22 protein-coding genes are annotated in these 21,426 nt (G+C 70.7%); 15 read left to right on the plus strand and 7 right to left on the minus strand.

Annotated elements, in window-relative coordinates; genetic code table 11:
* The first annotated feature begins 217 nt into the window (after positions 1-217).
* Positions 218-898 (plus strand): hypothetical protein, encoded by a 681-nt coding sequence (locus tag ACIA3K_RS03720; RefSeq protein WP_396799022.1) that lies wholly within the window; start codon positions 218-220, stop codon positions 896-898.
* Between the two features lie 598 nt (positions 899-1,496).
* On the opposite strand, the gene ACIA3K_RS03725 is transcribed toward ACIA3K_RS03720, so the two are convergent.
* The gene (locus ACIA3K_RS03725; RefSeq protein ID WP_396799024.1) at positions 1,497-1,688 is read right to left on the minus strand and encodes a DUF397 domain-containing protein; all 192 of its coding nucleotides are present in this window, start codon (positions 1,686-1,688) and stop codon (positions 1,497-1,499) included.
* Positions 1,678-2,481, minus strand: a complete 804-nt coding sequence (locus ACIA3K_RS03730) for a helix-turn-helix transcriptional regulator (RefSeq protein ID WP_396799025.1) — start codon at positions 2,479-2,481, stop codon at positions 1,678-1,680. Before ACIA3K_RS03730 ends, ACIA3K_RS03725 begins: the two co-directional genes overlap by 11 nt.
* A gap of 275 nt (positions 2,482-2,756) precedes the next feature.
* Between ACIA3K_RS03730 and ACIA3K_RS03735 the strand changes: the two genes are divergently transcribed.
* Genes ACIA3K_RS03735 through ACIA3K_RS03745 form a run of 3 tightly spaced genes read left to right on the plus strand, consistent with a single transcriptional unit; the run spans position 2,757 to position 4,721 of the window.
* Positions 2,757-3,002, plus strand: a complete 246-nt coding sequence (locus ACIA3K_RS03735) for a hypothetical protein (protein WP_396799027.1) — start codon at positions 2,757-2,759, stop codon at positions 3,000-3,002.
* On the plus strand, positions 3,002-3,283 hold the full coding sequence (locus tag ACIA3K_RS03740) for a hypothetical protein (RefSeq protein WP_396799028.1): 282 nt from the start codon (positions 3,002-3,004) through the stop codon (positions 3,281-3,283). The genes ACIA3K_RS03735 and ACIA3K_RS03740 overlap by 1 nt, the downstream gene beginning before the upstream one ends.
* Before the next feature lie 52 nt (positions 3,284-3,335).
* Entirely contained in the window at positions 3,336-4,721 is a 1,386-nt protein-coding gene (locus ACIA3K_RS03745; RefSeq protein WP_396799029.1) for a hypothetical protein, read from the plus strand.
* A 95-nt stretch (positions 4,722-4,816) separates the two neighbouring features.
* Here ACIA3K_RS03745 and ACIA3K_RS03750 read toward each other — a convergent pair whose 3' ends face one another.
* Both ACIA3K_RS03750 and ACIA3K_RS03755 read right to left on the minus strand, forming a co-directional pair.
* Positions 4,817-7,612: a TIM-barrel domain-containing protein gene (locus ACIA3K_RS03750; protein WP_396799031.1), complete on the minus strand. Its 2,796-nt coding sequence runs from the start codon at positions 7,610-7,612 to the stop codon at positions 4,817-4,819.
* 96 nt (positions 7,613-7,708) lie between these two features.
* A complete protein-coding gene (locus tag ACIA3K_RS03755; protein ID WP_396799033.1) occupies positions 7,709-8,545 on the minus strand; it encodes an expansin EXLX1 family cellulose-binding protein in 837 nt (278 codons plus the stop codon).
* 307 nt (positions 8,546-8,852) lie between these two features.
* On the opposite strand from ACIA3K_RS03755, the gene ACIA3K_RS03760 reads away from it, so the two are divergent.
* From ACIA3K_RS03760 to ACIA3K_RS03780, 5 genes are all read left to right on the plus strand, one after another.
* Entirely contained in the window at positions 8,853-9,581 is a 729-nt protein-coding gene (locus ACIA3K_RS03760) for a haloacid dehalogenase-like hydrolase (RefSeq protein WP_396799035.1), read from the plus strand.
* A gap of 178 nt (positions 9,582-9,759) precedes the next feature.
* Positions 9,760-10,986, plus strand: a complete 1,227-nt coding sequence (locus ACIA3K_RS03765) for an epoxide hydrolase family protein (RefSeq protein ID WP_396799037.1) — start codon at positions 9,760-9,762, stop codon at positions 10,984-10,986.
* The gene (locus ACIA3K_RS03770) at positions 10,987-11,940 is read left to right on the plus strand and encodes a thioredoxin (protein WP_396799039.1); all 954 of its coding nucleotides are present in this window, start codon (positions 10,987-10,989) and stop codon (positions 11,938-11,940) included.
* A gap of 37 nt (positions 11,941-11,977) precedes the next feature.
* Complete coding sequence (locus ACIA3K_RS03775) at positions 11,978-12,550, plus strand: GNAT family N-acetyltransferase (protein WP_396799040.1); 573 nt, start codon at positions 11,978-11,980, stop codon at positions 12,548-12,550.
* A gap of 87 nt (positions 12,551-12,637) precedes the next feature.
* Positions 12,638-13,504, plus strand: coding sequence for a helix-turn-helix domain-containing protein (locus ACIA3K_RS03780; RefSeq protein ID WP_396799042.1), 867 nt, complete (start codon positions 12,638-12,640; stop codon positions 13,502-13,504).
* Between the two features lie 19 nt (positions 13,505-13,523).
* Here ACIA3K_RS03780 and ACIA3K_RS03785 read toward each other — a convergent pair whose 3' ends face one another.
* Together ACIA3K_RS03785 and ACIA3K_RS03790 are read right to left on the minus strand one after the other, a co-directional pair.
* Positions 13,524-14,021 carry an NUDIX hydrolase gene (locus tag ACIA3K_RS03785; RefSeq protein WP_396799044.1) on the minus strand — a complete coding sequence of 166 codons (498 nt, stop codon included), beginning with the start codon at positions 14,019-14,021 and terminating at the stop codon, positions 13,524-13,526.
* A 59-nt stretch (positions 14,022-14,080) separates the two neighbouring features.
* Positions 14,081-15,355: a M48 family metallopeptidase gene (locus ACIA3K_RS03790; protein ID WP_396799045.1), complete on the minus strand. Its 1,275-nt coding sequence runs from the start codon at positions 15,353-15,355 to the stop codon at positions 14,081-14,083.
* A 201-nt stretch (positions 15,356-15,556) separates the two neighbouring features.
* Between ACIA3K_RS03790 and ACIA3K_RS03795 the strand changes: the two genes are divergently transcribed.
* The 5 genes from ACIA3K_RS03795 to ACIA3K_RS03815 all read left to right on the plus strand — a co-directional run bounded on the left by ACIA3K_RS03795 (position 15,557) and on the right by ACIA3K_RS03815 (position 19,315).
* A complete protein-coding gene (locus tag ACIA3K_RS03795; RefSeq protein WP_396799046.1) occupies positions 15,557-15,760 on the plus strand; it encodes a hypothetical protein in 204 nt (67 codons plus the stop codon).
* A gap of 82 nt (positions 15,761-15,842) precedes the next feature.
* A complete protein-coding gene (locus ACIA3K_RS03800) occupies positions 15,843-16,700 on the plus strand; it encodes a histone (protein ID WP_396799047.1) in 858 nt (285 codons plus the stop codon).
* 88 nt (positions 16,701-16,788) lie between these two features.
* The gene (locus tag ACIA3K_RS03805; protein WP_396799048.1) at positions 16,789-18,219 is read left to right on the plus strand and encodes an RNB domain-containing ribonuclease; all 1,431 of its coding nucleotides are present in this window, start codon (positions 16,789-16,791) and stop codon (positions 18,217-18,219) included.
* Positions 18,220-18,251: 32 nt separating this feature from the next.
* Positions 18,252-18,950: an NADPH-dependent F420 reductase gene (gene npdG, locus ACIA3K_RS03810; protein ID WP_007463329.1), complete on the plus strand. Its 699-nt coding sequence runs from the start codon at positions 18,252-18,254 to the stop codon at positions 18,948-18,950.
* Between the two features lie 23 nt (positions 18,951-18,973).
* Positions 18,974-19,315, plus strand: coding sequence for a hypothetical protein (locus ACIA3K_RS03815; protein WP_396799049.1), 342 nt, complete (start codon positions 18,974-18,976; stop codon positions 19,313-19,315).
* 246 nt (positions 19,316-19,561) lie between these two features.
* Here the strand turns inward: ACIA3K_RS03815 and ACIA3K_RS03820 are convergent, their stop codons facing one another.
* Positions 19,562-20,812 carry a DUF222 domain-containing protein gene (locus ACIA3K_RS03820; protein ID WP_396799050.1) on the minus strand — a complete coding sequence of 417 codons (1,251 nt, stop codon included), beginning with the start codon at positions 20,810-20,812 and terminating at the stop codon, positions 19,562-19,564.
* 167 nt (positions 20,813-20,979) lie between these two features.
* Between ACIA3K_RS03820 and ACIA3K_RS03825 the strand changes: the two genes are divergently transcribed.
* The gene (locus ACIA3K_RS03825) at positions 20,980-21,408 is read left to right on the plus strand and encodes a hypothetical protein (protein ID WP_396799052.1); all 429 of its coding nucleotides are present in this window, start codon (positions 20,980-20,982) and stop codon (positions 21,406-21,408) included.
* The last annotated feature ends 18 nt before the right edge of the window (positions 21,409-21,426 follow it).

Here is a 21,426-nt window from a genome sequence, read left to right on the forward strand (position 1 = left end):
GTGCGGCAGCGGGCGATCCAGGCGACCGGTGCCCTGCGTGAGGCCTTGGAAGAGCTGCCGGAGAGCTTTGGCCTCCTTGACGAGGGCTGAGGGCTGGTAGGCGACAGCAGCAGCTCTACGCTCCAGTGAACTCAATCGCCCGGCCGGTGAACCACAGCGCCGTTCATCCCGTAGGAGTGCTGACAGGCATCTGCATCAGTGAGCTCCAGGAGGATTAGTGGTGATGAAGGACTCGGAAACCGTCGGCGTTGAATACCTGACAGGTGTCGGCGTATACGACGGACCTTCTGATTTTGCTTCGAATCCGCGCACGTTCCATCGTCCCGTCGAGTTGGGCACGGCCATCCGATTCTCGACTCCGCCCTTGAAATCGAGCGAGTACCGGGAAGAGCTGAATGATTTGAAGAAAGCGGTCAAGAAAGGTCGGGATCCAGGGCTGGAAGACTACCAACGAAACGATCTGGTCAGGCTAGTGGAGAAAATGAAGTCGAAGACGCCTCCACTGAACGCTAATCAGGCATTCGTCATGATGTGGCACCTTCGCAACAACGTACGCGGTTACCCGTTGGATGGGCCAATGTTCCAGAAGATCGAAGCGTTCTACAACCTGCACTCTCCGCAACTTGTCCACGACGGATATCACCGACCGTCGGGACCGCACGGTATCGAGCCGCCGCGGTCACCAGGCGAGGTTGCCGCCGGAGACGTCGGCCCTGAAGTGAGCTTGCGCGAGAAGTTTCGGATCGGGACCACTGCGTTCGTGGGAGTGGCCGCGTTGCAGATGACTGGGGCGGCCCATTTCTCCCACGACGGCGATGAGTCATTGTACAAGCAGGTCAAATTCAAGATCAACGAAACATTAAACGAAACTAGAAGGACCCGTGGCCTGAAGAAGTAATCATGTCGGCGTATTCGACGTGGAGCGCCGTACTGGGAAGGTGTCGGCAGCCTGGCCCAAGCGACCCGGGCCGTTGTCTTCGCCCACCTACGGACCATCCTCCGCGCGGCCGTCGACGACGAGCGGATCGCCAGGGACCCGTGTTCGGCAAAGTCGGTCAAGCCCCTGGGTTATCGGGTAGGCAGGTCGGTCCTGCCGGTCTAGCGTCGTTGGCTGAGCTTCGGCACCTACGCCCGCCGCGTGCGCAACCCTGAACTGCTTACGACGCTCCCGAACAGGCGGCCCTGCACGCCGTGCGGTACTGGCGTCGGCATGAGGCACCCGCGCTGCTGGCGGAGCCGGATCCGACCACGTTGGACGTGGACACCTGCGTCACCGCGTCCCTGGCCGCAGGCGGCTCACTGCTACCGGCTCAACGAGAGCTGTTGAGCGCAACTGTCGAAGCCCTTCAGCAGCGGATACGACCCGATATGTGGCGCGATGACCCGCGGGCCTATTACCGGGCGTTCAACCTGTTGAGAGTCGCACGGCATCTCGAAACGGCAGCCGGTGCAGTGCCCACATTCGCCGAAAGCGCACGACCTGCATCTGGTCGCGGTTACGGCCGCGCGGCGACCTGAGCGACGAACGCCCGCCAAGCCGCCGGACCGAAGGTCAGTGCTGGACCGCCAGGGTCCTTGCTGTCCCGGACGCCGACGACACCGGGCAGGTTGCTTGCCACCTCGACGCAGTTGCCGCCGCTCGCGCCGCTGCGGGTGGACTTGCGCCACCGGGCGTTACTAAGGTCCATGATGGCTCTCAACTTCCTTCAGCAGGTCGATGGACTGCCGGCGCGGTAGAGCCTCATTCCGGACGCTCTCCCACCTGGCCTGAAGCGTAGCCACCTCATCGTCCTTGTCGATAACGTCCCCGCCAAGCTGGTTTTCTAGGTGCCCAACCCACACGCCGTCGCTGGACCGAGCCAGCGCGAACGGTCCGGACAGCCCGATGTGTAGGCCGCTGGCGGCCGGGACGACGTGGACGTGGACGTGCGGCAGTTCGGCCAGCGCGACCAGGTGGGCGATCTGCTGAGCCATGATGCCGCCCAGGTCATCGCCGGTACGCCGGATCGCGCCTTCGTCCAGCACGGCGACGAACTGTGGCCGGCGCTCGCCGGTCAAGATGGCCTGCCGGCTCATGCGCGCCTGCACCCGCTGCTCGACCTCGTCGTCGGTGAGGCTCTCGTCTGTCCGCAGGACGGTGCGGGCGTAGTGCTCCACCTGTAGCAGGCCAGGGATCAGGTTGGGCTCGAAGTAGCGAAGCTGGGTCGCCTCTCGCTCGGCGTCCAGCCAGGGAAGGAACCACGACGGCGCACCGAGCTTCATCACCAGGCGTCCGAACAGGCCGTCGTTGCTGAAGGCGCGGTCCGCGCCCTTGATGAAGTCCATCGTCAGGGCGCGGGTGCCGCTCTCCACGGCGCTGACGTGTGAGGCGCTGAAGCCCGCCGCTCGACCGAAGGCCTCCTGAGTCATCCCGGACGCTCCGCGAGCACGGCGGATCTCGCTCACGATGAAGTCCGCCAGCGGGCTCGGCACATCAGCCATGCAACGCTCCTCAGATCGGAGATCGACTACCCGGGGCGCCACACACCGTGCGCCTGTCCTGCCAGCTCCGGCCCGGACCCCGCGACCACCTTCCGAGCGTAGTGGCCTCCACAGCAGAGTGTCACCAGGCGGGCGCGGCTGGTAGGGGCCATGAGACCGGCGGTCGCGTTCGTAGCGGGGCCGCTTCCGGCGGGCGAGCACTCACGGGAGCGGCCCCTTCCCGCAGCACCAGAGGGAAGACCGTGCCTGACAAAGATCCCGAAGAGACTGAAAAAATGAAGGCCGGCGACGTCATCCACCTGACCACCGCCGCTAGCGTGCAGTTCCTGCGTCCGATCGTCGTACGCGTCATCCGCGAGTTGCCCGAGCGGCACACGTACGACGGGTGGGTCTGGATCGAGGGTTACCAGCTGAACGCGGCGGGCGACGCGGTCGCGCGGCGCGAGTTGTACGTGCGACGAGCGGGTGTGCGGGCGCAGGCCCTGCCGGCCAGACAGCGGCGAGGCATGGTGCGGGTCTGATGAACGCCCGACTCCGCCCCCGCCCGCACCTGCCGATGCGTCCGGCGTGGCTGTGCCGCAACTGCGCCGCGCCCTGGCCGTGCGGGCCGGCCCAACTCGCGCTCGCGGCCGAGTTCCACGGCCACTCCGTCGCCTTGGCGTTCTACCTGGCCGCGTCGATGCACGACGCGGTCGATGACGCGTACAGCCTGGGTTTGCGTCCGGACCCGCCGGCGATGCACGCCAGGTTCCTCGGGTGGTTGTCCCTGGCCCGGCGGCCTCGCCGGTCCGGTCGAGCCTGAGCGCCTGTGCCCGCGCGGCAGGCGCTTTGACTCCGCGTCCGATGATGATCCGGTGAAGCTGCGCCGCCCGTACATAGATCGCCTGATCCCCTTCCTGTTCGGGTTGGTGATGCTCGGGGGAGCAGCCTCGATCGCGTACAAGGCGGTGACGGAAGAAATCGGCTGGATCGGCCTGCTCTTCTGCGGGGCGGTTGTGCTCTTCGGTTTGGCGATCGCTGGTCCGATGCTGCGGCACGCGGTGATGCCGTTCCGCGTCGACGTCGACGCGCGCGGCTGGTCGGTGCGCACACCGAAGCTCAATCGGGATCTGCGGTGGGACGAGATCGCGGCGGTCGTGCTCGCCGACGCCCCCGCGACGGCTCGGCGGCGCATCACGGCGGCTCCGCGGCTGCTACTGGTGCCGGCGGCCGGGGTGAACCTGGGAGTCCCGCTCACCGAGGAGACCCGGTTGGGCGGCCAGGCTGCCGTGGAACTGTTCCAGCTCGACGAGGTGGACTACGGGGACGATCTGCTCCTGCGCGACCTGGCCGCGCTGGCCGGCGACCGCTTCCACAACCTCTGCCGACAGCTGACTCGGCCAGCCGACGCGATCCCGCTGCGCCGTTTTCCCGACGAGCCCGACCATGCCCGGTTGACACGGTGGCTGGATCGGCGAAAGGCCCTGCTGTTCGCTGGCTGGTACCTGCTTGTCCTGGTCCCTACGCTGTTGATCATCGGCCTGGGGGTGCAGCGCAACGAGCTGCTCGGCGTCATCATGCTGGTCACGGGCCTGGTCGCGGTCGGCGCAACCACCTTCGGAATCTGGCAGATCTTTGGTGACTGCCGGAACCTCGCGGACGGGTCGGCGATGATCAAAGGGACGAACCTCGTGACCGGCGTTGATGTCCCGACTCACCCGACGAGCCTGCATGCCGGAACGGTCGACATCCTGCCACCGGGCACTCTGCAGGGCTACGGCAAGGCGTGGCTGCTCACCCAGCGGGGACACAAGGGACGTCCGGGGGCCATTCTGCTGCTCAGCGATCCGCGCACCGGACGGCTACGCAGCCGGGACGACCTCTGCGCGTTGGAGGCGGTCCTGCGTGCTTCTCCGCACGAACGGGACCGGGCCGCTGGGCGGCATCTCCAGGAGTTGGCGATGTGGGCACCCGAGGCGTCGCCCATCGCGGCCCCGCCGGGAGTTGTGCCCGCCTCCGCCTACGCGACTGCCCTCTGGCAGGCGTTGAAGGGGATGGGGCGCGCTGTGGTGCTGCTCGGCGTCGTGGCCACCGTCGGGATCGGGGGAGGTTGGGCGGGCGGGGATACCTCGCTTGTGGGTCCTGTCCTGTTCATCACCGCCGTCTGCATGTTCGGCGTGTGGATCCTCTACGCGCTGTACCGCACGCTGGGACTCCTCAACGTGCTACTGACGATCGCCGCGCGAGCGATCCGCGGATGACGGTGGGGCAGTGCCGTTGAGCTGCATCTGGTACCTGGGTAACGAACCGGCCGGGTGGGTCACCCCACCCGGCCGGCGTCCTGATCTCTGAAACGTCAGTGCTTCTTGAACACCGGCATGGTGTCCAGGGTGGTGGTGATGTCCTGCGTGGTGCCGCCCCGGTACGTCTTGCCCGTGAAGATGTCCGTCCAGCTGTTGCCCGGCGGGAACCAGACCGACGTAGCGGCGGTGTCGCCCGGCGTCGTCACCGGTGCCACCAGGTAGTCCGGGCCGTAGAGATACTGCGAGCCGGCGGTGGCGTAGGCGGCCTGCTCGTTCGGGTACGCCAGGTACATCGAGCGGACGATCGGCGTACCCGTGCGGGTGGCCTCCTTGGCGGCGGCGTAGGTGTACGGCTGTAGTTCCTTGCGCAGGTTGAGGAACTTCTTGGCCGACGCGTTGGCTGCCGGGCCGTACTGCCAGGGCAGCCGGTCGCTGTGGTTGGAGTGCAGCCGGTCGATGGGCTGGAACGTACCGAACTGCACCCACCGGGCGTACAGGTCGTCGGGCAGCTTGGTGCTGCCCGGTTCGCTGCCCGGCTCCTGGAGGCCGCCGGTGTGCCCGCCGATGTCGTGGCTGACGGCGGCCAGCCCGGTCGCGGCCGACTCGCCCGGCGTGTAGCCGACCTTCATCTGGAGGGTCGACCAGTCGCTTGTGGTGTCGCCGGTGAAGTGCAGCGTGGTGCGCTTGTCGGCCCACGGTCCGGTCGCCACGGGGGTGGGGCTGCTGTAGCCGCCGGCCTGCAACGACCCGTACGCCCGGGAGAAGGCGAAGCCGGTCTTGTCGGCGTACTGCTGGTTGATCCACGCGTCACCGGTCACGCCGGCGAGCGACGACTTGGTGTTGTCGCAGCACCAGTCCAGCCACCACAGGTCCGGGCCCTTGCTGCCCTTCGGGATCATCCCGTCGTGCAGCTGCAGGTACGCCTTGAGCTGGTCCGGGTCGCCGTAGTCGAACGTGTAGCAGTCCGGGCCGCCGTTGCAGCCGACGCGTTGCAGCTTGCCCTTCGCGGTGGCCTGCGCCTGGGCGAACTTCGGGTCCGATCCGAGGATGCTCGGGTGGATGTTGATGCCGGTGTGCAGGCCCTGCTTCTTCGCCCAGTCGAAGAACGCCTTCTCATCGGGGATGCGGGTGGGGTCGATGCTCCAGCCGTTCCACTTGTCCGGCGCCTTGATGTCGGTGTCAAGGACAAGGACATCCATGGGTACGCCCTCAGCCCGGGCCCGGGCCACCAGGTCCTGGAATTCGGTGGCCGTGCGGTCGTAGTACTCGGAGTACCACACCCCGTACGCCCACTTGGGCAGCAGCTTCGTGGGGCCGGTCAGCGTCGACAGGTCCGCCAGGCCACGGGTGAAGTCCTGCCCGTACGCGAAGACGTAGCCGTCCTGCTCGGGGGCGGGCCGGGGCTTGGTGGTGCGCAGGGCCGAGGCCGAGTCGTCGAGCAGGTACCAGCCGTCCTGGTAGAGCAGGCCCGGGGCGGTGAGCGCGGCGCCGGTCACGCCGTCCAGGCCCCGGCGGTAGCCGCCGAGCGGCGCGTGCGGGGCGAGCAGCGGGGAGTCCCTGCCCGTGACGGCGACCGTGTCGACGTTGACGTTGCAGCTGGCGTCGCTGGGACAGCCCAGCGTCACGGTGTTGGTACCACGGTCAAGGTGGACCGGGACGGCGACGGTGTTCCAGTAGTCCCATCCGCTGGTCGGCGGCAGGGTCGCCGTGACCGGTGCCGCCGAGCCCGCCGTCACCGACATGGTGCGCGTCTGGCTCGGCTGGGCGCCGGCCTGGCCGTTGGCGTAGCGGATCTGCACCTGGTAGTCACCGGCGGCGGGTACGTCCGTCACGGTGAGCGCCACGGCGGCGCTGGTGTTCTCCAGGCCGGCCAGGAAACCCGTACCCGAAGCGCCGTTGTGGTCGTTCGCAGGCCGCGCGCGGCCGGCGAGCGCGCCGGTCTCGGCCTCTCCCAGGGTGCCGAAGGGCAGCGGCTGCGGCTGGGGCGTGGCCGGCGCGGGGAACGGGTCACCCGGGTCGACCACGGCGAGGCTGTCGACATTCACGTTGCCGGAGTCGTTGGTACCTCGCACGACGCTGATCTCGTGCCGGCCGGCGGTGAGGTCGACCGGCACGGTGGCCAGGCCCCAGGTGTCCCAGTTCGCGGTGGGCGGCAGGGTCAGCGTGTGGCCGGCGTCGCCGTCGACCTGAACGGTCAGGGTGCGGTCCACGTTCTGGCCGTCGCCGCCGGTGCTGTTGGCGTAGCGGACGGCGAGCTGCCTGGTGCCGCCCTGCGGGGCGTCGAGCGCGAACGTGACCGAGTCGCCGGACGCGGAGAAGCCCGCCGCGAAGCCGCGGCCGGTGTATCCCCGGTGGTCGGTGGCCACGCCGGGACCGTTGAGTTGCAGCGACTCGGCCTCACAGAGCGCGCCGAACGCGCAGGCCGGCGCGGTGTGGCCGGCCCAGGGCTGGCCCTGCACGGTCTGCTTGCCGGTCTTGAGCCGCACGGTCAGGTTGTCGGCCGTGAACGCACCGGAGCCGACCTGGTAGCGCAGCGTCATCTCGCCGGTGTCGATGGTGAGCCAGCCGTGCTCGACGCGCGTGGTGAAACGCGTACGGGCGAAGTCGTCGCGCCCGATGGCGTTGAACGTGGCGGCGTCGGTGAACCGGCCGTCCTTCTGGTACTCGGTGCGGATCAGGGTGGGGGAGAGCACTTCGAAACGTGCGTTGCCCGAGCGTACGGCGTCGTCCTGCGCACCGTGCGGTTTGGCCTGGGCGGGCGCGGAGGGGGCGAGCGCCAGGCCCGTGACGAGAATGCCGGCCGCGGCGGCTGCTGACGCCCGGCGGCGGGGTGAGTTCCGATAGAGCAAGATGCGCTCCTCGTCTCATATGGAGGAAATGAGTCGATGACAACGCTGTCACTAGCCCGAAACATCTGTCAACCGCGCCGAGCGCCTCGCGCGGCGTCAGCAACGTGCGGCGGCCAGCGGAGCTGCGCCGGCCAGGGCCTCGACCGTCGTCGCCGGAGCGGCCGACTCGGCTGGCGGCGTCGGCGAGGGTGAGAGCGACGGCGACGGCAGCGGGCTCGGCGGTGGCGGAGGCGGAACGGCGACGAGGGACGCCGTGGTGCGCTGGACCTTCCTCGGCGTCATGCGGATGCCGGTGGCGGTGCTCTGGTGGCCGTACACGTCGGTGACCCGGATCGTGTACGGGCCGGGGCCGATCCCGTCGTCGATGGTCCAGTAGTTGTCGACCTGGCGGGCCGCCTTGCGGAAGCCGCCGCTCGGGCCCTTGGCCTCGACCGAGCGCAGCGGGTTGCCGTGATTGCCGACCTGGACCGCGAACCACCACTGCGACGCCCCGCCCTTGATCCGGAAGGTGAGGCCGCCGTCGAGCGACGGGTTCACGACCGCCCGGTACGTCACGGAGGCGATGCCCTGCGAGCGGTCGGCGATCCGGGCGAACGCCTCCTCGGACAGGTCGATCTTGCTGCTTCCGCAGCCGCCGCACTGGTCAATGACCAGCACCCGGACCGTGCCCTTGGGGCCGGTGACGTCCAGGTAGCTGCCGCAGGCGGCCGCGTTGGCGTACCGCGACGAGCCGACAGCCACGTAGAGCCGGTCGGCCGGCGGGCCCGGGAAGGAGCAGGTGCCGCCCGAGCGGCCCGCGTCGTAGAAGCTGGCCGTTCCCCTGTGGACGGTGTTGCCGCTGGGCGGTGCGGCGCAGGCCGGGGTGGCACCGCCGCGTACGGCGAGGGTGATACCGAGGACGGCGGCCAGGGCGGCGATTCCGGTGCCGGCCATCCAGCGTCGGACCCGCCGACCCGACCGGGGCGTACTGGCCGGGCTCTCGCTTGCGGGTTCCGTGCCTGGTGCCGTCACGCCGCCTGATGTTGCCGCATGATCCGCAGCCAGCGCAAAGCCCGTAAGGATTCCGTCACACGCCGGATCGACGGGCGCGCGGTCCGTCGTGGGCTGGCCGTAGATCCACTCGACTTCGCTGACATTGGGGTGTCCGGGGGCCTGGGATGGGCCGGTTTCACGGAAGGCGAGTGGATCATGGCTCACCGCGTTGCTCCGCGTCCGTACCGTGTTGTCGAGGGAGGTACGGATGATTGATCTGGTGACGGTCGCGCCGCCAGGCCAGCTCGACCGTCCAACGCCACCTGAGATGGGGCAGGACCGCGAGGACGCCGCTCCAACCGTCGTCTTCGATCTCGACGGCGTGCTGCTGCGCGGAGACGCGTTCGGGCTCTTCATGCGGCGCGTCGTCTTCACCGGTGCCCGGCTGCCGCTGGCCGTCGGACTGCTCGTCCTCCTCGCGCCCATGATCGCCGTTCCCGCCTACCGCGTGCGGGCGGCGCGGTGGATGAGTCGGATCGGCCTGTGGGGCCGGAACGCGGATCGGTTGCAGGCCGAGCTTCGGCGTTTCGGCGCTGACCTCGGCGCCGAGCCAGGTCGGCTCATCGGACCGGGTCTGCGGATGATCCGTGCCCACCTGGCGGCGGGGGACCGCGTCGTCGTGGTGACCGCGTGCGAGCACACCCTGGCACGCGCGTTGCTCGACGCCATCGGCCTCGCCGAGGTCGACCTGGTGGCGTCGCAGATCCGTGGTCCGAAGCTGATCGTGCACAACCACGGGCCGACGAAGATGGTGCAACTCGCCGCCCACCGGGTGACGCCGCCCTGGCGGGTGGCCTACAGCGACTCGCTGTCGGATCTGCCCATCCTCGCCGCCGCGGAGCAGGCGGTGCTGGTCAACGCGAACGCCGGTCAGGTCGCCCGGGCGCGGCGGCTGCTCGGTGCCCGGCTGACCACCGTGACCTGGACGGGCAGCTAGCGAAAACTCCGCAGAACCGCGTGACTGCTCGTATCGCCACGGCCGCGAGGTGCTGCGTTCTAGGCTCCGAGATAGGGCGGCGGCGTGCCTTTCTCGAATTGGCGCACACAACCGGGCAGTGCCCTCACCCCATGATTCCCCTCGCGAGGCGCGAACTGGTGACAGAGAGGAAGAAGGCATGGCGGTCAAGACGAAGACGCGGCCCGGCACCACGGAGATCCGGCCATTCACGGTGGAAATCCCCCAGGCAGACCTCGACGACCTGAAACGACGGATCGCCGCCACCCGGTGGCCGGAAAAGGAAATCGTCGACGACCAGTCGCAGGGCGTGCCACTCGCGACCATCCAGGCCGTCGCGCGTTACTGGGAGAACGAGTACGACTGGCGCAAGGTCGAGTCACGGCTGAATGCCGTACCGCAGTTCATGACCACCATCGACGGGGTGGACATCCACTTCATCCACGTGCGCTCCAAGCACGAGGACGCGCTTCCGCTCATCGTCACCCACGGGTGGCCCGGGTCGGTGATCGAGCAGATGAAGATCATCGAGCCGTTGACCGACCCGACGGCACACGGCGCGAGCGCGTCGGACGCCTTCCACCTGGTGATCCCGTCCCTGCCCGGGCACGGCTTCTCGGGCAAGCCCACCGCGACGGGCTGGAATCCGCAGAAGATCGCCACCGCCTGGACCGAGCTGATGAAGCGCCTCGGGTACGACCGGTTCGTCGCCCAGGGCGGCGACTGGGGAGCGGTCGTCGTGGACCAGATGGGCGTGCAGGCCCCGCCGGAGCTGCTCGGCATCCACACCAACATGCCCGGCGCGGTCCCGCCCGAGATCGACCTGCTGTTCCAGGGCGACACCACCGGGGCGAACAACGCCATGGGGTCGCTGCCCTCGGGCCTGTCCGACGACGAGATGCGCGCGGCCACCGAGCTGGACTACGTCTGGAAGCACGTCGCGTACGCCCTGATGATGGCGACGCGCCCGCAGACGCTGACCGCCCTGGCGGACTCCCCGGTGGGCCTGGCGTCGTTCCTGCTCGACCACGACGCGAAGAGCCTCGCCCTGATCGCGAAGGTCTTCGAGGGCGCCCAGGCGGGCCTGACCCGCGACGACATCCTGGACAACATCTCGCTCTACTGGCTGACGAACACCGCGGTCTCCGCGTCCCGCCTCTACGCGGAGAACAAGCTCTCGTTCTTCGCCACCAAGGGCGTCAACGTCCCCGTCGCCGTGAGCGTCTTCCCCGACGAGCTGTACGAGGCCCCGCAGAGCTGGGCCGAGCAGGCCTACCCGAACCTCATCTACTACAACAAGCTCGACGTCGGTGGGCACTTCGCGGCCTGGGAGCAGCCGAAGATCTTCTCCGAGGAGCTGCGCACCGCCTTCCGGTCGCTGCGCTAGATGGCCGCGTTCGGTCGGGTGCACCTGCCGCCGCTCGGCGGGGCGGTCGAGTGGCTCAACTCCGAGCCGCTCGGCCCCGCCGAGCTGCGCGGACGCGTCGTACTCGTGAACTTCTGGACGCTGACCTGCATCAACTGGCTGCGCCAGGAGCCGTACGTGCGAGCCTGGTCGCGGGCGTACCGGGACGACGGGCTGCTCGTCGTCGGGGTGCACACGCCGGAGTTCGGATTCGAGCGCCAGATCGACTGGGTACGCGCCGCCGTCGCGGCCCGCGACATCGACTACCCGGTCGCGGTCGACAGCGACTACGCGATCTGGGGCGCGTTCGCCAACCAGTACTGGCCGGCGCTCTACTTCGTCGACGCCGACGGCGTGATCAGCGACGAGCACTTCGGTGAGGGCCGCTACGAGCGGTCCGAACGGGCCATCCAGCGGCTGCTCGGTATCGAGCGGGCCCTCGTACCCGTGGAGGGGCTCGGCATCGAGGCGGCGGCCGACTGGGACCAGTTGCGCACGCCCGAGACGTACCTCGGCTTCGGTCGCGGCGAGCACTTCGCGTCGCCGAACGGACCTGCCCTCGACGAACGCCGCGGCTACGACCTCCCGGAGAGCCTGGCTCTCAACCAGTGGGCCCTCGCCGGAGAGTGGACGATCGGCACCGAGAAGGCGGTGCTCGCACAGGCCGGCGGGAGCGTCGCCTTCCGCTTCCACGCCCGCGACGCGCACCTCGTGCTGTCGCCGGACGGGCGGGGGCCGATCCCGTACCGGGTGCTCCTCGACGGCGAACCTCCCGGCCCGTCGCACGGCGTGGACGTCGACGCCGACGGCAACGGTGTCCTTCAGGACGGGCGTCTGTACCAGCTCGTCCGGCAGGACGGCGTGATCCGCGAGCGGACCGTGGAGATCCGGTTCGACGCGCCGGGCGCCGAGGCGTACGCCTTCACGTTCGGGTAGGTCACGGGGCACCCCACCGGCGATAGTGTCGACCGCTGTGACCATGCCTGACATCACCATCGCCACCCCCGCCGATCGGGACGCCGTCGTCGGCACGCTGGTCGCCGCCTTCGGAAAGGACCCCGTCCTGCGGCACCTCTTCCCCGACGATGAGACCTATCCGCAGCACGCCGCGACCTTCTTCGGGGACCTCTTCGACAAACGGGTGCACCGTTCGTCGATCTGGACGATCGGCGGGGGCGCCTCGGTCGCCCTGTGGGACCCGCCGGCGGAGGGGCACGCGAGCCCGGACGGCGGTGCCGCTCCCGCGTACCCCGCCGACGTGCTGGCCCGCGTCCAGGGTTACGACGACGCCGTCCACGCGGCCCTGCCGACGTACCCCTTCTGGTATCTGGGTGTCCTGGGCACCCACCCGGACAGCGCCGGACGCGGCTGGGGCCGCGCGGTCATGCGGGCCGGACTGGCCCGCGCGGCCGCCGACGGCCTGCCGGCGATCCTGGAGACCAGCAACCCGGGCAACGTGGAGCTGTACCGCCGTGCCGGCTGGGAGGTGATCCGCACCCTGGCGGAGCCGGTCCCCACCTGGTTCATGCGGCAGCCACCGCGCTGAGGCACCCGATCATCGCGGGCATCGGATGTCGGGTGGGCCTCCTGTCCTGCCACCTAGCGTTGCTGCTCGTAAGGGAAGGAGGCCCAGGTGCTGGATCGGCTCAACGAGGCCATGGCGCACATCGAGCGGCACCTCGACCAGCAGATCGAGGTGGCCGACCTGGCGCGGATCGCGCTCACGTCGGAGTACCACTTCCGGCGGCTGTTCTCCGCGCTGGCCGGCATGCCGTTGTCGGAGTACGTCCGCCGCCGTCGGCTCACCGTCGCCGGCGCGGACGTGCTGGCGGGGGAGCGGACGCTGCTCGACGTCGCGGTGCGCTACGGCTACGGCTCGGCCGAGGCGTTCGCCCGGGCGTTCCACGCCGTGCACGGCGTGGGGCCCGGAGAAGCCCGGCGTACGGGGGCGGCGTTGCGTTCCCAGCCCCGGATGTCCTTCCGACTCACCGTGGAAGGGAGCGGCAGCATGGAGTACCGAATCGTCACCAAGGACGTGTTCGCGCTGGTGGGGCGCAAGGCCCGGGTCCCGCTGGTGCACGAGGGGATGAACCCGTCGATCGTGGCGTTCATCAGGAGCATCGACAAGGAGACGACCGCCCGGATCGAGGCGCTCTCCGACCAGGAGCCGGCCGGGATCGTCAACGTCAGCGACAACCTGGCCGACACCCGGGCCGAGGGCAGCGAACTGGACTACTGGCACGGGGCCGTCACCGGGGCCACGCCACCGGACGACCTCGACGCGCTGCCCGTAGCGGCCGGGTCGTGGGCCGTGTTCACCAGCTCGGGCGCGTTCCCGCAGGCGGTGCAGTTCCTGTGGCGGGACGTGTTCACCCAGTGGTTCCCGTCGAACCCGTACCGCAGCCGGCCCGGACCGGAGATCTCCCGGGTGCGGTTGTCCGCAGACGGAACCACGGCGGACGCGGAGCTGTGGATCCCCGTCGAACGGGTCGCGGTCTGAGGACGTCGCGGCCGGAGGCTCAGTCGGGTACGTCGTCCCAGGTGGTGCCCGGCGGCAGATGACCGGCCGACGGGTTGTCGCGCAACGCGTAGGCGATGACCAGCAGCGCGTGCCGGTCCAACTCGGGCAGCCGGTCCAGGCCGAACCACCGCACGTCCAGCGACTCGTCGTCGTTGACCCGCGCGGTGCCGGACACCACCTTGCAGACGAAGCCCAGGTTGAGGTACTCGCAACGGTCGCCGTTGGGGTAGGTGTGCGGGTGGGAGACGGCGCTGGTCAGGCGCAGCGGCGTCACGTCCAGGCCGGTCTCCTCCCGCACCTCCCGGACCAGCGCGGTGGCCGGCTGCTCGCCCGGTTCGACGAAGCCGCTGATCACCGACCACCGCCCGTCGTCCGAGCGTTGGCCGAGCAGCAGCTCACCGGCGTCGTTGCGGATGACCGCGCTGACGCTGGGCAGCCACAGCAGGTCGTGGCCGACGTGCTTTCGCATCCGCACGATGTAGTCCGGTACCGCCATCGGGCGATCATAGGCCGCGCGTCAGCGGCCACCGCCGTCCCGTCAAGGTCGCGTCGTGCTCAGCCCGACCATTCGACGGTACGACGAAAGCGCGCGTACTCCGCAGCCAGCTCGGCGTCGATCCGCTCCAGTCGGGCGGGGGTGAGCACCACCGACGGGTCCTGCCACGGGCGTTCGGCGAGCAGCTGGCGACGCAGCCCGATCGGCGGGTGGGCGGCGAAGAGCGAGGCCTCGTCACGGACCGACAGTTGGCGCAGCAGCGGTAGCCGGTCACTGTTCGCCGCGCGGGCCTCGGTGAACGCCGACCGCCAACGGTCCGGGCCGTGCCCCGCCCGTGCGTGGACGCGTACCGCCAACTTCAGCGACTCGGTGGCCAGCAGGGCGTCGAGCAGGTTGGTGGCGGCCGTCGTGCCGGCGACCCGGGCGGCCAGGTCGTCGGCGAGGTACTCGGCGCGCTGGCTGTCCCGCAGCGCCACGCTCACCAGCACGAGGTGCGCGCCGAACAGCACCCGGGACACCACCCACTGGAACGCGCGGCCCAGCGCGTCAGCCACCATCTCCAGCAGCCCGGCCCCGACGGTGGTCTGCACCGGCCGGAACAGGTCGGCGGCCGAGGCGAGCGTGGTGAACGCGGGTTGGGTGAGCAGACCCCGACGCGGATCGCCGTTGACGAAGTGGCCGAGCTCGTGTCCGAGCAGCGCCACCCGTTCGCCGGCGGGAAGCGAGCCCCACAGTGGCAGCCCGAGCGCCAGGACCCGGCGGCGTCGCACCCCGACCGCGCCCGCGTACGCGTTGACGGCCCCGTCGACGCCGACCACGTCCGGCACCGACGCGCCGACGGCCGCGGCCACCTCGTCGATCAGTCCGAACAGCTCCGGCGCCCGGTCGCGGGACAGCACCTCCAGATCCGGATCGACCCGGCCGAAGCGTGGTCGGAGAGCGACCGCCAGGGCGACCATCGCCACACCCAGCACGATCGCCAGGTTGGGAAAGGGGAACGCCACGATCAGCCAACCGCCGACGACCGCGAGGGCGAGCACGGCCGCGACCAGCAGCAGGGACACCACCGCGGTCAGCGTCCGTGCCGCGTTCGACCCGCCATCGCCGAGCGGACGGCCGAGCAACTGGCGGAACTGCTGCCCGGTCGCCCGGAACGCCAACCGGTGGGTCCACCGGTCGATCCAGGTCCAGCCGAACTCGCGCTCGCGCCGCCCGGGGTCGTACGCGTCCAGGTTCCACTCGCAGCCGGGGCACCACGGCGCCGCGTCCCTCAGCGATGCGGTGGTCGTACCGCATCGCGGGCACGCCCCCGTGCCCGTCACCGTGTTGATCACGGCCACGAATCCTGCCCCGGACCGCCGTACCGGGGAATCAACCGTTCGGCCACCGGTGTCCGCGCGCTTCCCGATGCCCCCCACCTGCACTTATTTCGGCGTTTTCGCCCGCAGTGCGATGAGCGTCTCTACTGTGGAGAGGGTTAGGCGACTTGCGTGATCCGGTGGCGGGCGACCGGTTCGCGGTGCACAGTGTTTCCCATGAGCGACAGCGGACGTAGTGGGCAGTACTACTGGTGCACCCGACACCACCGGGTCGAGACGGACGCCGACGTGTGTCCGGCGAAGCACGTCCTCGGCCCGTACAACTCGGCGGCCGACGCGGAGAACGCCCTGCAGCGAGTGCAGGAGCGGAACGAGGCGTGGGAGGCCGAGGACGCGCGTTGGGCCGGGGAGGACAGGTAGACGGCGCGGGACGGCCCGCGTCGCGGTAGTTCGTGCTCCGCGAGGACGCACGCGAGAGCACGTCCCCAAGGAGGGAACCACGATGGCCGTTACACAGCAGGCCACCACCCGCCCGGCCGCCCGCAAGACCACCGCGAAGAAGACCGCCGCGGCGGAGCGTGGCACGTCGGCGAGCCGGACCACCCCCGTGCGCAAGTCCACCACGGGCGCGGCGAAGGCGCCGTCCCGCAAGGCGGCCGGCGGCGCGGGGCGTGCCCCGGCGACGAAGACGACCACGGCGGCCAAGAAGGCCCCCGCCAAGAAGGCCACGGCGACGAAGACGACCAAGACCACGGCGGCGGCCAAGAGGACCACGGCGGCCAAGAAGGCGCCCGCGAAGAAGACCGCGACCACCGCCAGGACCACGGCGGCGGCGAAGAAGGCGCCCGCGAAGCGGAGCCCGGCGTCCACGGCGCGCAAGAGCGCCACCGCGACCAAGACGACGAGCGCGGCGAAGAAGACAACCAGCGCGGCGAAGAAGACGACGAGCGCGGCGAAGAAGACCACCGCCTCGGCGGCGAAGAGGACCACGGCCGCGACGAAGGCGCCTGCCCGCAAGGTCGCGACCAAGGCGTCGGCGGTGAAGAAGACGGCGGCGAAGAAGGCTCCCGCGAAGAAGGCTCCCGCGAAGAAGACCACGGCGGCGAAGAAGACGGCCACCCGTCCGGCCGGCGGCGCCCGTAAGGCGGCGGCGAAGAAGGCCCCGGCCTCGAAGGTGACCGGCACGTCGTCGACGACCGCCCGTAAGGCGGCGGCGAAGAAGGCCCCGGCGAAGAAGACCACCGCCGCCAAGGCGCCGGCCCGCAAGGTGACCGCCCGCAAGTCGCCGTCGCAGCCGGTCGCCGCACGGGCCACCGCTCCCCGGGGTACGCGGACCACGGCGCGTAGGGCGACCAGCTGACTGTCGTCCCCGGGCTGGCCGGGCGGCGCGGCATGGACTCGGCCGGTCACCGGAAGCGGATCACCGGCGGCGCTGTCAGGATTGACCCGTGGTCATCCGACGCGTACTCGCCCCCCGCATCGACTTCGGCGCGCTGCGCCGCGAGCTCGGCCTGCCCGAGAGCTTCCCCGTGGCCGCCCAGCGGGAGGCCGACGCGGCGGCTGCCGCGCCGCCCCGGCCGGCCGTCGACCGCACCGACATACCGTTCGTCACGGTCGACCCGGCCACCTCCCGTGACCTGGACCAGGCGATGCACCTGGCCCGCCGGCCGGGCGGTGGCTACCGCGTGCGGTACGCGATCGCGGACGTCGCCGCGCACGTCCACCCGGGCGGTGCGCTCGAGGAGGAGACCTGGCGGCGGGGGCAGACGGTCTACCTGCCCGACGGCAACGTGCCGCTGCACCCGGTGACGCTCAGCGAGGGCGCGGCCAGCCTGCTGCCCGACGACGACCGGGCCGCCGTGGTGTGGACCATCGACCTGGACGCCGACGGCGGCACGGTGGCCGTCGAGCTGGAGCGCGCGCTGGTCCGCAGTCGGGCCAAGCTCGACTACACCGGCGTGCAGGCGGCGGCCGACGCCGGTCGGCTGCCCGAGCCGATCGCGCTGCTGCCCGAGATCGGCGACCGGCTGACCGCCCGGGGGCTGCGCCGGGGGGCCATCAACCTGCCGCTGCCCGAGCAGGACGTGGAGCCCGACGGCGACGGATGGCGGCTGGTGCTGCGCGGTCCGGTGCCGATGGAGGAGCACAACGCGCAGATCTCGCTGCTGACCGGGATGGCCGCGGCCGACATCATGCTGGCCGGCGAGATCGGCCTGCTGCGGACGATGCCCCCGCCGAAGCCGGAGGCGGTGCAACGCCTGCGAGCGGCCGCCGCCCCGCTGGGTGTGCGCTGGCCGGACGGCGTGAGCCCCGGCGAGGTCCTCGCCGGCCTGGACGCCGCGCAGCCACGTGCCGCCGCGTTCATCGACCAGGCTGCCGAGTTGATGCGCGGCGCCGCGTACACCGCCTTCGACGGCAGCCGCCCGGAGCAGCCGGAGCACGGCGGGGTCGCGGCCGCGTACGCCCACGTCACGGCGCCGTTGCGGCGCCTGGCCGACCGGTACGCCACCGAGGTCTGCCTGGCCCTGCACGCGGGCCGGGAGGTGCCCGACTGGGCCCGCGCCGCGTTGCCCCGGCTGCCCGAGGTGATGGCCAGCACCGACCGCACCGCCTCGGCGGCCAGCCGGGGCGCGGTCGACCTGGCCGAGGCGGTGCTCCTGGAACACCGCGTGGGGGAGACCTTCGACGCGGCGGTGCTCGACGTCGACGCCCCCGCCAACGGCAAGTCCCGCCCGCGCCCGCCCGGCGGAACCGTGGCCCTGGACGCCCCGCCGGTCCGCAGCCGCTGCCTCGGTGAACTGCCCCTCGGCGAACGGGTCCGCGTCCGCCTGGTCACCGCCGACCCGGCGGCCCGCACGGTGCTGTTCGAGCTGGCCTGAGTCGCCGCCGAGCGGTTTGCGAGGATGAGCGCATGGCATACGACGCGAGCACGCTGCCCGACGTTTCCGGGCTGACGGTCGGCATCATCGGCGGCACCGGCGACCAGGGGCGCGGCCTCGCCTACCGACTCGCCCGGGCCGGCCAGACGGTGCTGATCGGCTCCCGGTCCGCCGAGCGGGCCGCCGAGTCCGCCGCCGAGATCGCCGCGCTGCCCCGGATGCCGGCCGACGTGCGCATCACCGGCGCGGCCAACGACGAGGTGGCCCGCCGCAGCGACGTGGTGATCATCGCGGTGCCGTGGGACGGGCACGCGGCCACCGTCGCCGCCCTCGCGGAGCCGCTGGCCGGCACGATCGTCGTCGACTGCGTCAACCCGCTGGGCTTCGACAAGCAGGGTCCGTACGCGCTCACCGTCGCCGAGGGCAGCGCCGTCCAGCAGGCCGCCGCGCTGCTGCCCGACTCCCGCGTCTGCGCCGCGTTCAACCACGTGAGCGCCCCACTGCTGGCCGACCCGGAGGTCGACCGGATCGACCTCGACGTGCTGATCTGCACCGAGGACCGGGAACTCGTCGACATCGTCGGGGCGCTCGCCGCGCGGATCCCCGGCATGCGCGGCATCTACGCCGGTCGGCTGCGCAACGCCCACCAGATCGAGGCGTTCACCGCGAACCTGATCGCCATCAACAAGCGCTACAAGGCCCACGCCGGCATCCGTGTCACCGACCTCTGACCGCGCCCCGTGGGATCATGGGCATGACCGATGCTGACGCGGTGTTGCGGATCGCGGATCTGCGCCGAGCGTGCTCGATGTTGTTGGATGCGGCCGAGCGTCGATTCGGTCCGGAGATCCAGCTGTCACAGCTCGGCGTCGACCACTACTGGAACGTGGGCCTGGGTGCGGCGTTTGGGATGGCCCAGCGCCCCGAGTTGGAGATCGACTGCGGGCAGAGCAGCGACGATGTCACCGAGCTGGCGAGCCTCCTGCAGCGGGGTGGTTCAGAGGGCTTCGTGTCGCTGTGGCACGACCTTTCGCACGTGAGCGGGCTGTTGCGGCTGCTGGCGTACCTCGACCTGTACGACAATCGCGAGAGTTAGCCTGCGCGGGGACGGGCTGACCGCTGGGCACACCGGCACCAGGCCGAGGCCCTGCTCGCCGGCCTGTGTCCCGCCGCACCGTCGTTCGAGGGCTACACGCCTGCGGTGAGCGCGGCGCGGCTCGGCCCGTGCGCCGTGCAGGCCGTGCCCCGCGGCACGCTCGCCAACTCCGGAACGCGCAGAGCCCGCCGCGAATGGGAGACGTCGAGCGCCACCCTCATCGGGTGTGTGGCTGACTCGCTGCCGTCACGTTCGTCGGTGGTAGTGGTTGCGGCGGGGGAGCTGTTCCGGGTCGAGCCAGGCCGGTGGGACGAATTCGGGGTGGCCGTCGCCGCCGAGTCGGACCGTCCAATCGCCTCGGTGGAGGTGTCGGTGGTGGTGGCCGCAGAGGAGCACCGCGTTGGTCAGGCTGGTGTCGCCGCCGTCGGCCCAGTGTCGGAGGTGGTGGGCGTCGCACCAGCGGGGTGGGCGGTCGCAGCCGGGGAAGGCGCAGCCTCGGTCGCGCAGGACCAGCGCGCGGCGCAGGGGACCGGTGACAAGTCGGCGCTGCCGGCCGACGTCGAGCGGCTGGCCGGCGCTGCCGAGCACGGCGGGCAGGATCGCCGCGTCGCAGGCGAGCCGTCGCACGGTCTCGGCGGTGAGCCCGAAGCCGGCGTCGAGGGTGCCCGAGCCGAGCTGCCGGACCAGGCCGTCGAAGCTGGTGGTGACGACGAGTTGGGTCGGCTCGCCGCCGTGCTCGGGCAGCTCACTGGTGCGCAGGGCGAGTCGGCAGAGGTCGCCGAGGGCGTCGTGCCGCCGTTGCCCCGGTGACCGGTGGTCGTCCTGACCGGAGGGTGCGGTCAATGGGTCGATGGCGGCGCGGAGAAGGCCGGCGGTCTCCGCGTCGAGGGTGCCGCTCAACCGCAGCCGGCCGTCGGTCAGCTCGGACAGGGTGAGGTGACGATCCCGGGTGGCCCGGCGGGCTTCGGCGTCGAGGGCGGCCTTGGCGGCGGCGTCGGCGATTTCGGGCGCGACGTGGTCGAGGATGCGGGTGGCGAGCTTGCGCAGCAGCGTGGGGTCGAACTGGCCGGCCCAGTCGACGAGGACGCCCACCGCTCTGCTGGCGACGTCGGTGCCGGCGGCGGCCCGCACGGTGTCGACGGTGTGGGCGATGACGCGGGCCTGCTCCAGGCTGACGTCTCCGTCGGCCAGCGCCCGGCGGACCTCGGGAACGCCCGTGTCGAGGGCGTGAGCGGACTCGACCAACCGGCGGGCCGCGGGAACGGTCAACCGAAGGCGGTCGCGCAACCAGACCGCCGTCGACGACGCGCCCTGCGCCGGGGCCGTGCCCCGGCCGTCCAGCTCGCGCACGAGGGCCAGCTTGACCGCCGCGAGCTGCTGCTCGAGCCGGTGCGCGGCGTCGAGCGCAGCCACCAGGTCATGCTCCGCGAGAGCCCAGACGGGCGCGGCGGCGGCATTCGCCACCGCGCCCCGCGCCTGCGCCAACTCCTCGATCACCCCCAGAGACTAGAACAGGTGTACGACAAAACAAGTCACCATGATCAATGGGGATGACGTCGCGGCCAAATCGGGGGCGCGTACCGCCGATGTAAAGCTTTCTAGACACGATGTCAAAGAAGCCATACCATCAGCGTGTCAAGAATTCTTTACCGCAGGAGGCGGTCGTGACGCATGAGGAGAAACGCGCCTGGGTCATGCTGGTGGTCAGTGTGGTGGGCTACGCCGCCTACGCCGCCGTGGTCCTGAACCGGGCCGACGGTGGCCCGCTCACCGCCACCCCGTACGTCGGGGTGCTGTTGTGGACCATTGGCGGGGCCGTCGTCGCGAGCATCGTGGCCGAGATCGGGATGGGTGTGGTGAACCCGGGCGCCTCCCGGGTCAAGGACGTCCGTGACCGGGAGATCGGACGGCTCGGTGACCACGTCGGCCAGGCGTTCGTGGCCATCGGCGCGGTGTCGGCGATGCTCATGGCGTTGGCCGAATGGGACTGGTTCTGGATCGCGAACGTCATCTACCTGTGCTTCGTCCTGTCGGCGGCGGTTGGCGCCCTGGCGAAGGTGATCGTCTATCGCAAGGGTGTCCCGCAGTGGTGAAGCCGACCCGCGTCACGA

Source organism: Micromonospora sp. NPDC051543 (assembly GCF_044454415.1).
Lineage (GTDB): Bacteria > Actinomycetota > Actinomycetes > Mycobacteriales > Micromonosporaceae > Micromonospora.

What these genes read in the sequence shown, in the direction of transcription:
- npdG (WP_007463329.1), top strand. Translation starts at nt 18,252, where the DNA reads ATGGCATACGACGCGAGCACGCTGCCCGACGTTTCCGGGCTGACGGTC.
- ACIA3K_RS03770 (WP_396799039.1), top strand. Translation starts at nt 10,987, where the DNA reads ATGGCCGCGTTCGGTCGGGTGCACCTGCCGCCGCTCGGCGGGGCGGTC.
- ACIA3K_RS03765 (WP_396799037.1), top strand. Translation starts at nt 9,760, where the DNA reads ATGGCGGTCAAGACGAAGACGCGGCCCGGCACCACGGAGATCCGGCCA.
- ACIA3K_RS03740 (WP_396799028.1), top strand. Translation starts at nt 3,002, where the DNA reads ATGAACGCCCGACTCCGCCCCCGCCCGCACCTGCCGATGCGTCCGGCG.
- ACIA3K_RS03725 (WP_396799024.1), bottom strand. Translation starts at nt 1,688, where the DNA reads ATGGACCTTAGTAACGCCCGGTGGCGCAAGTCCACCCGCAGCGGCGCG.
- ACIA3K_RS03795 (WP_396799046.1), top strand. Translation starts at nt 15,557, where the DNA reads ATGAGCGACAGCGGACGTAGTGGGCAGTACTACTGGTGCACCCGACAC.
- ACIA3K_RS03735 (WP_396799027.1), top strand. Translation starts at nt 2,757, where the DNA reads ATGAAGGCCGGCGACGTCATCCACCTGACCACCGCCGCTAGCGTGCAG.
- ACIA3K_RS03760 (WP_396799035.1), top strand. Translation starts at nt 8,853, where the DNA reads ATGATTGATCTGGTGACGGTCGCGCCGCCAGGCCAGCTCGACCGTCCA.
- ACIA3K_RS03730 (WP_396799025.1), bottom strand. Translation starts at nt 2,481, where the DNA reads ATGGCTGATGTGCCGAGCCCGCTGGCGGACTTCATCGTGAGCGAGATC.
- ACIA3K_RS03785 (WP_396799044.1), bottom strand. Translation starts at nt 14,021, where the DNA reads ATGGCGGTACCGGACTACATCGTGCGGATGCGAAAGCACGTCGGCCAC.
- ACIA3K_RS03815 (WP_396799049.1), top strand. Translation starts at nt 18,974, where the DNA reads ATGACCGATGCTGACGCGGTGTTGCGGATCGCGGATCTGCGCCGAGCG.
- ACIA3K_RS03800 (WP_396799047.1), top strand. Translation starts at nt 15,843, where the DNA reads ATGGCCGTTACACAGCAGGCCACCACCCGCCCGGCCGCCCGCAAGACC.
- ACIA3K_RS03755 (WP_396799033.1), bottom strand. Translation starts at nt 8,545, where the DNA reads ATGGCCGGCACCGGAATCGCCGCCCTGGCCGCCGTCCTCGGTATCACC.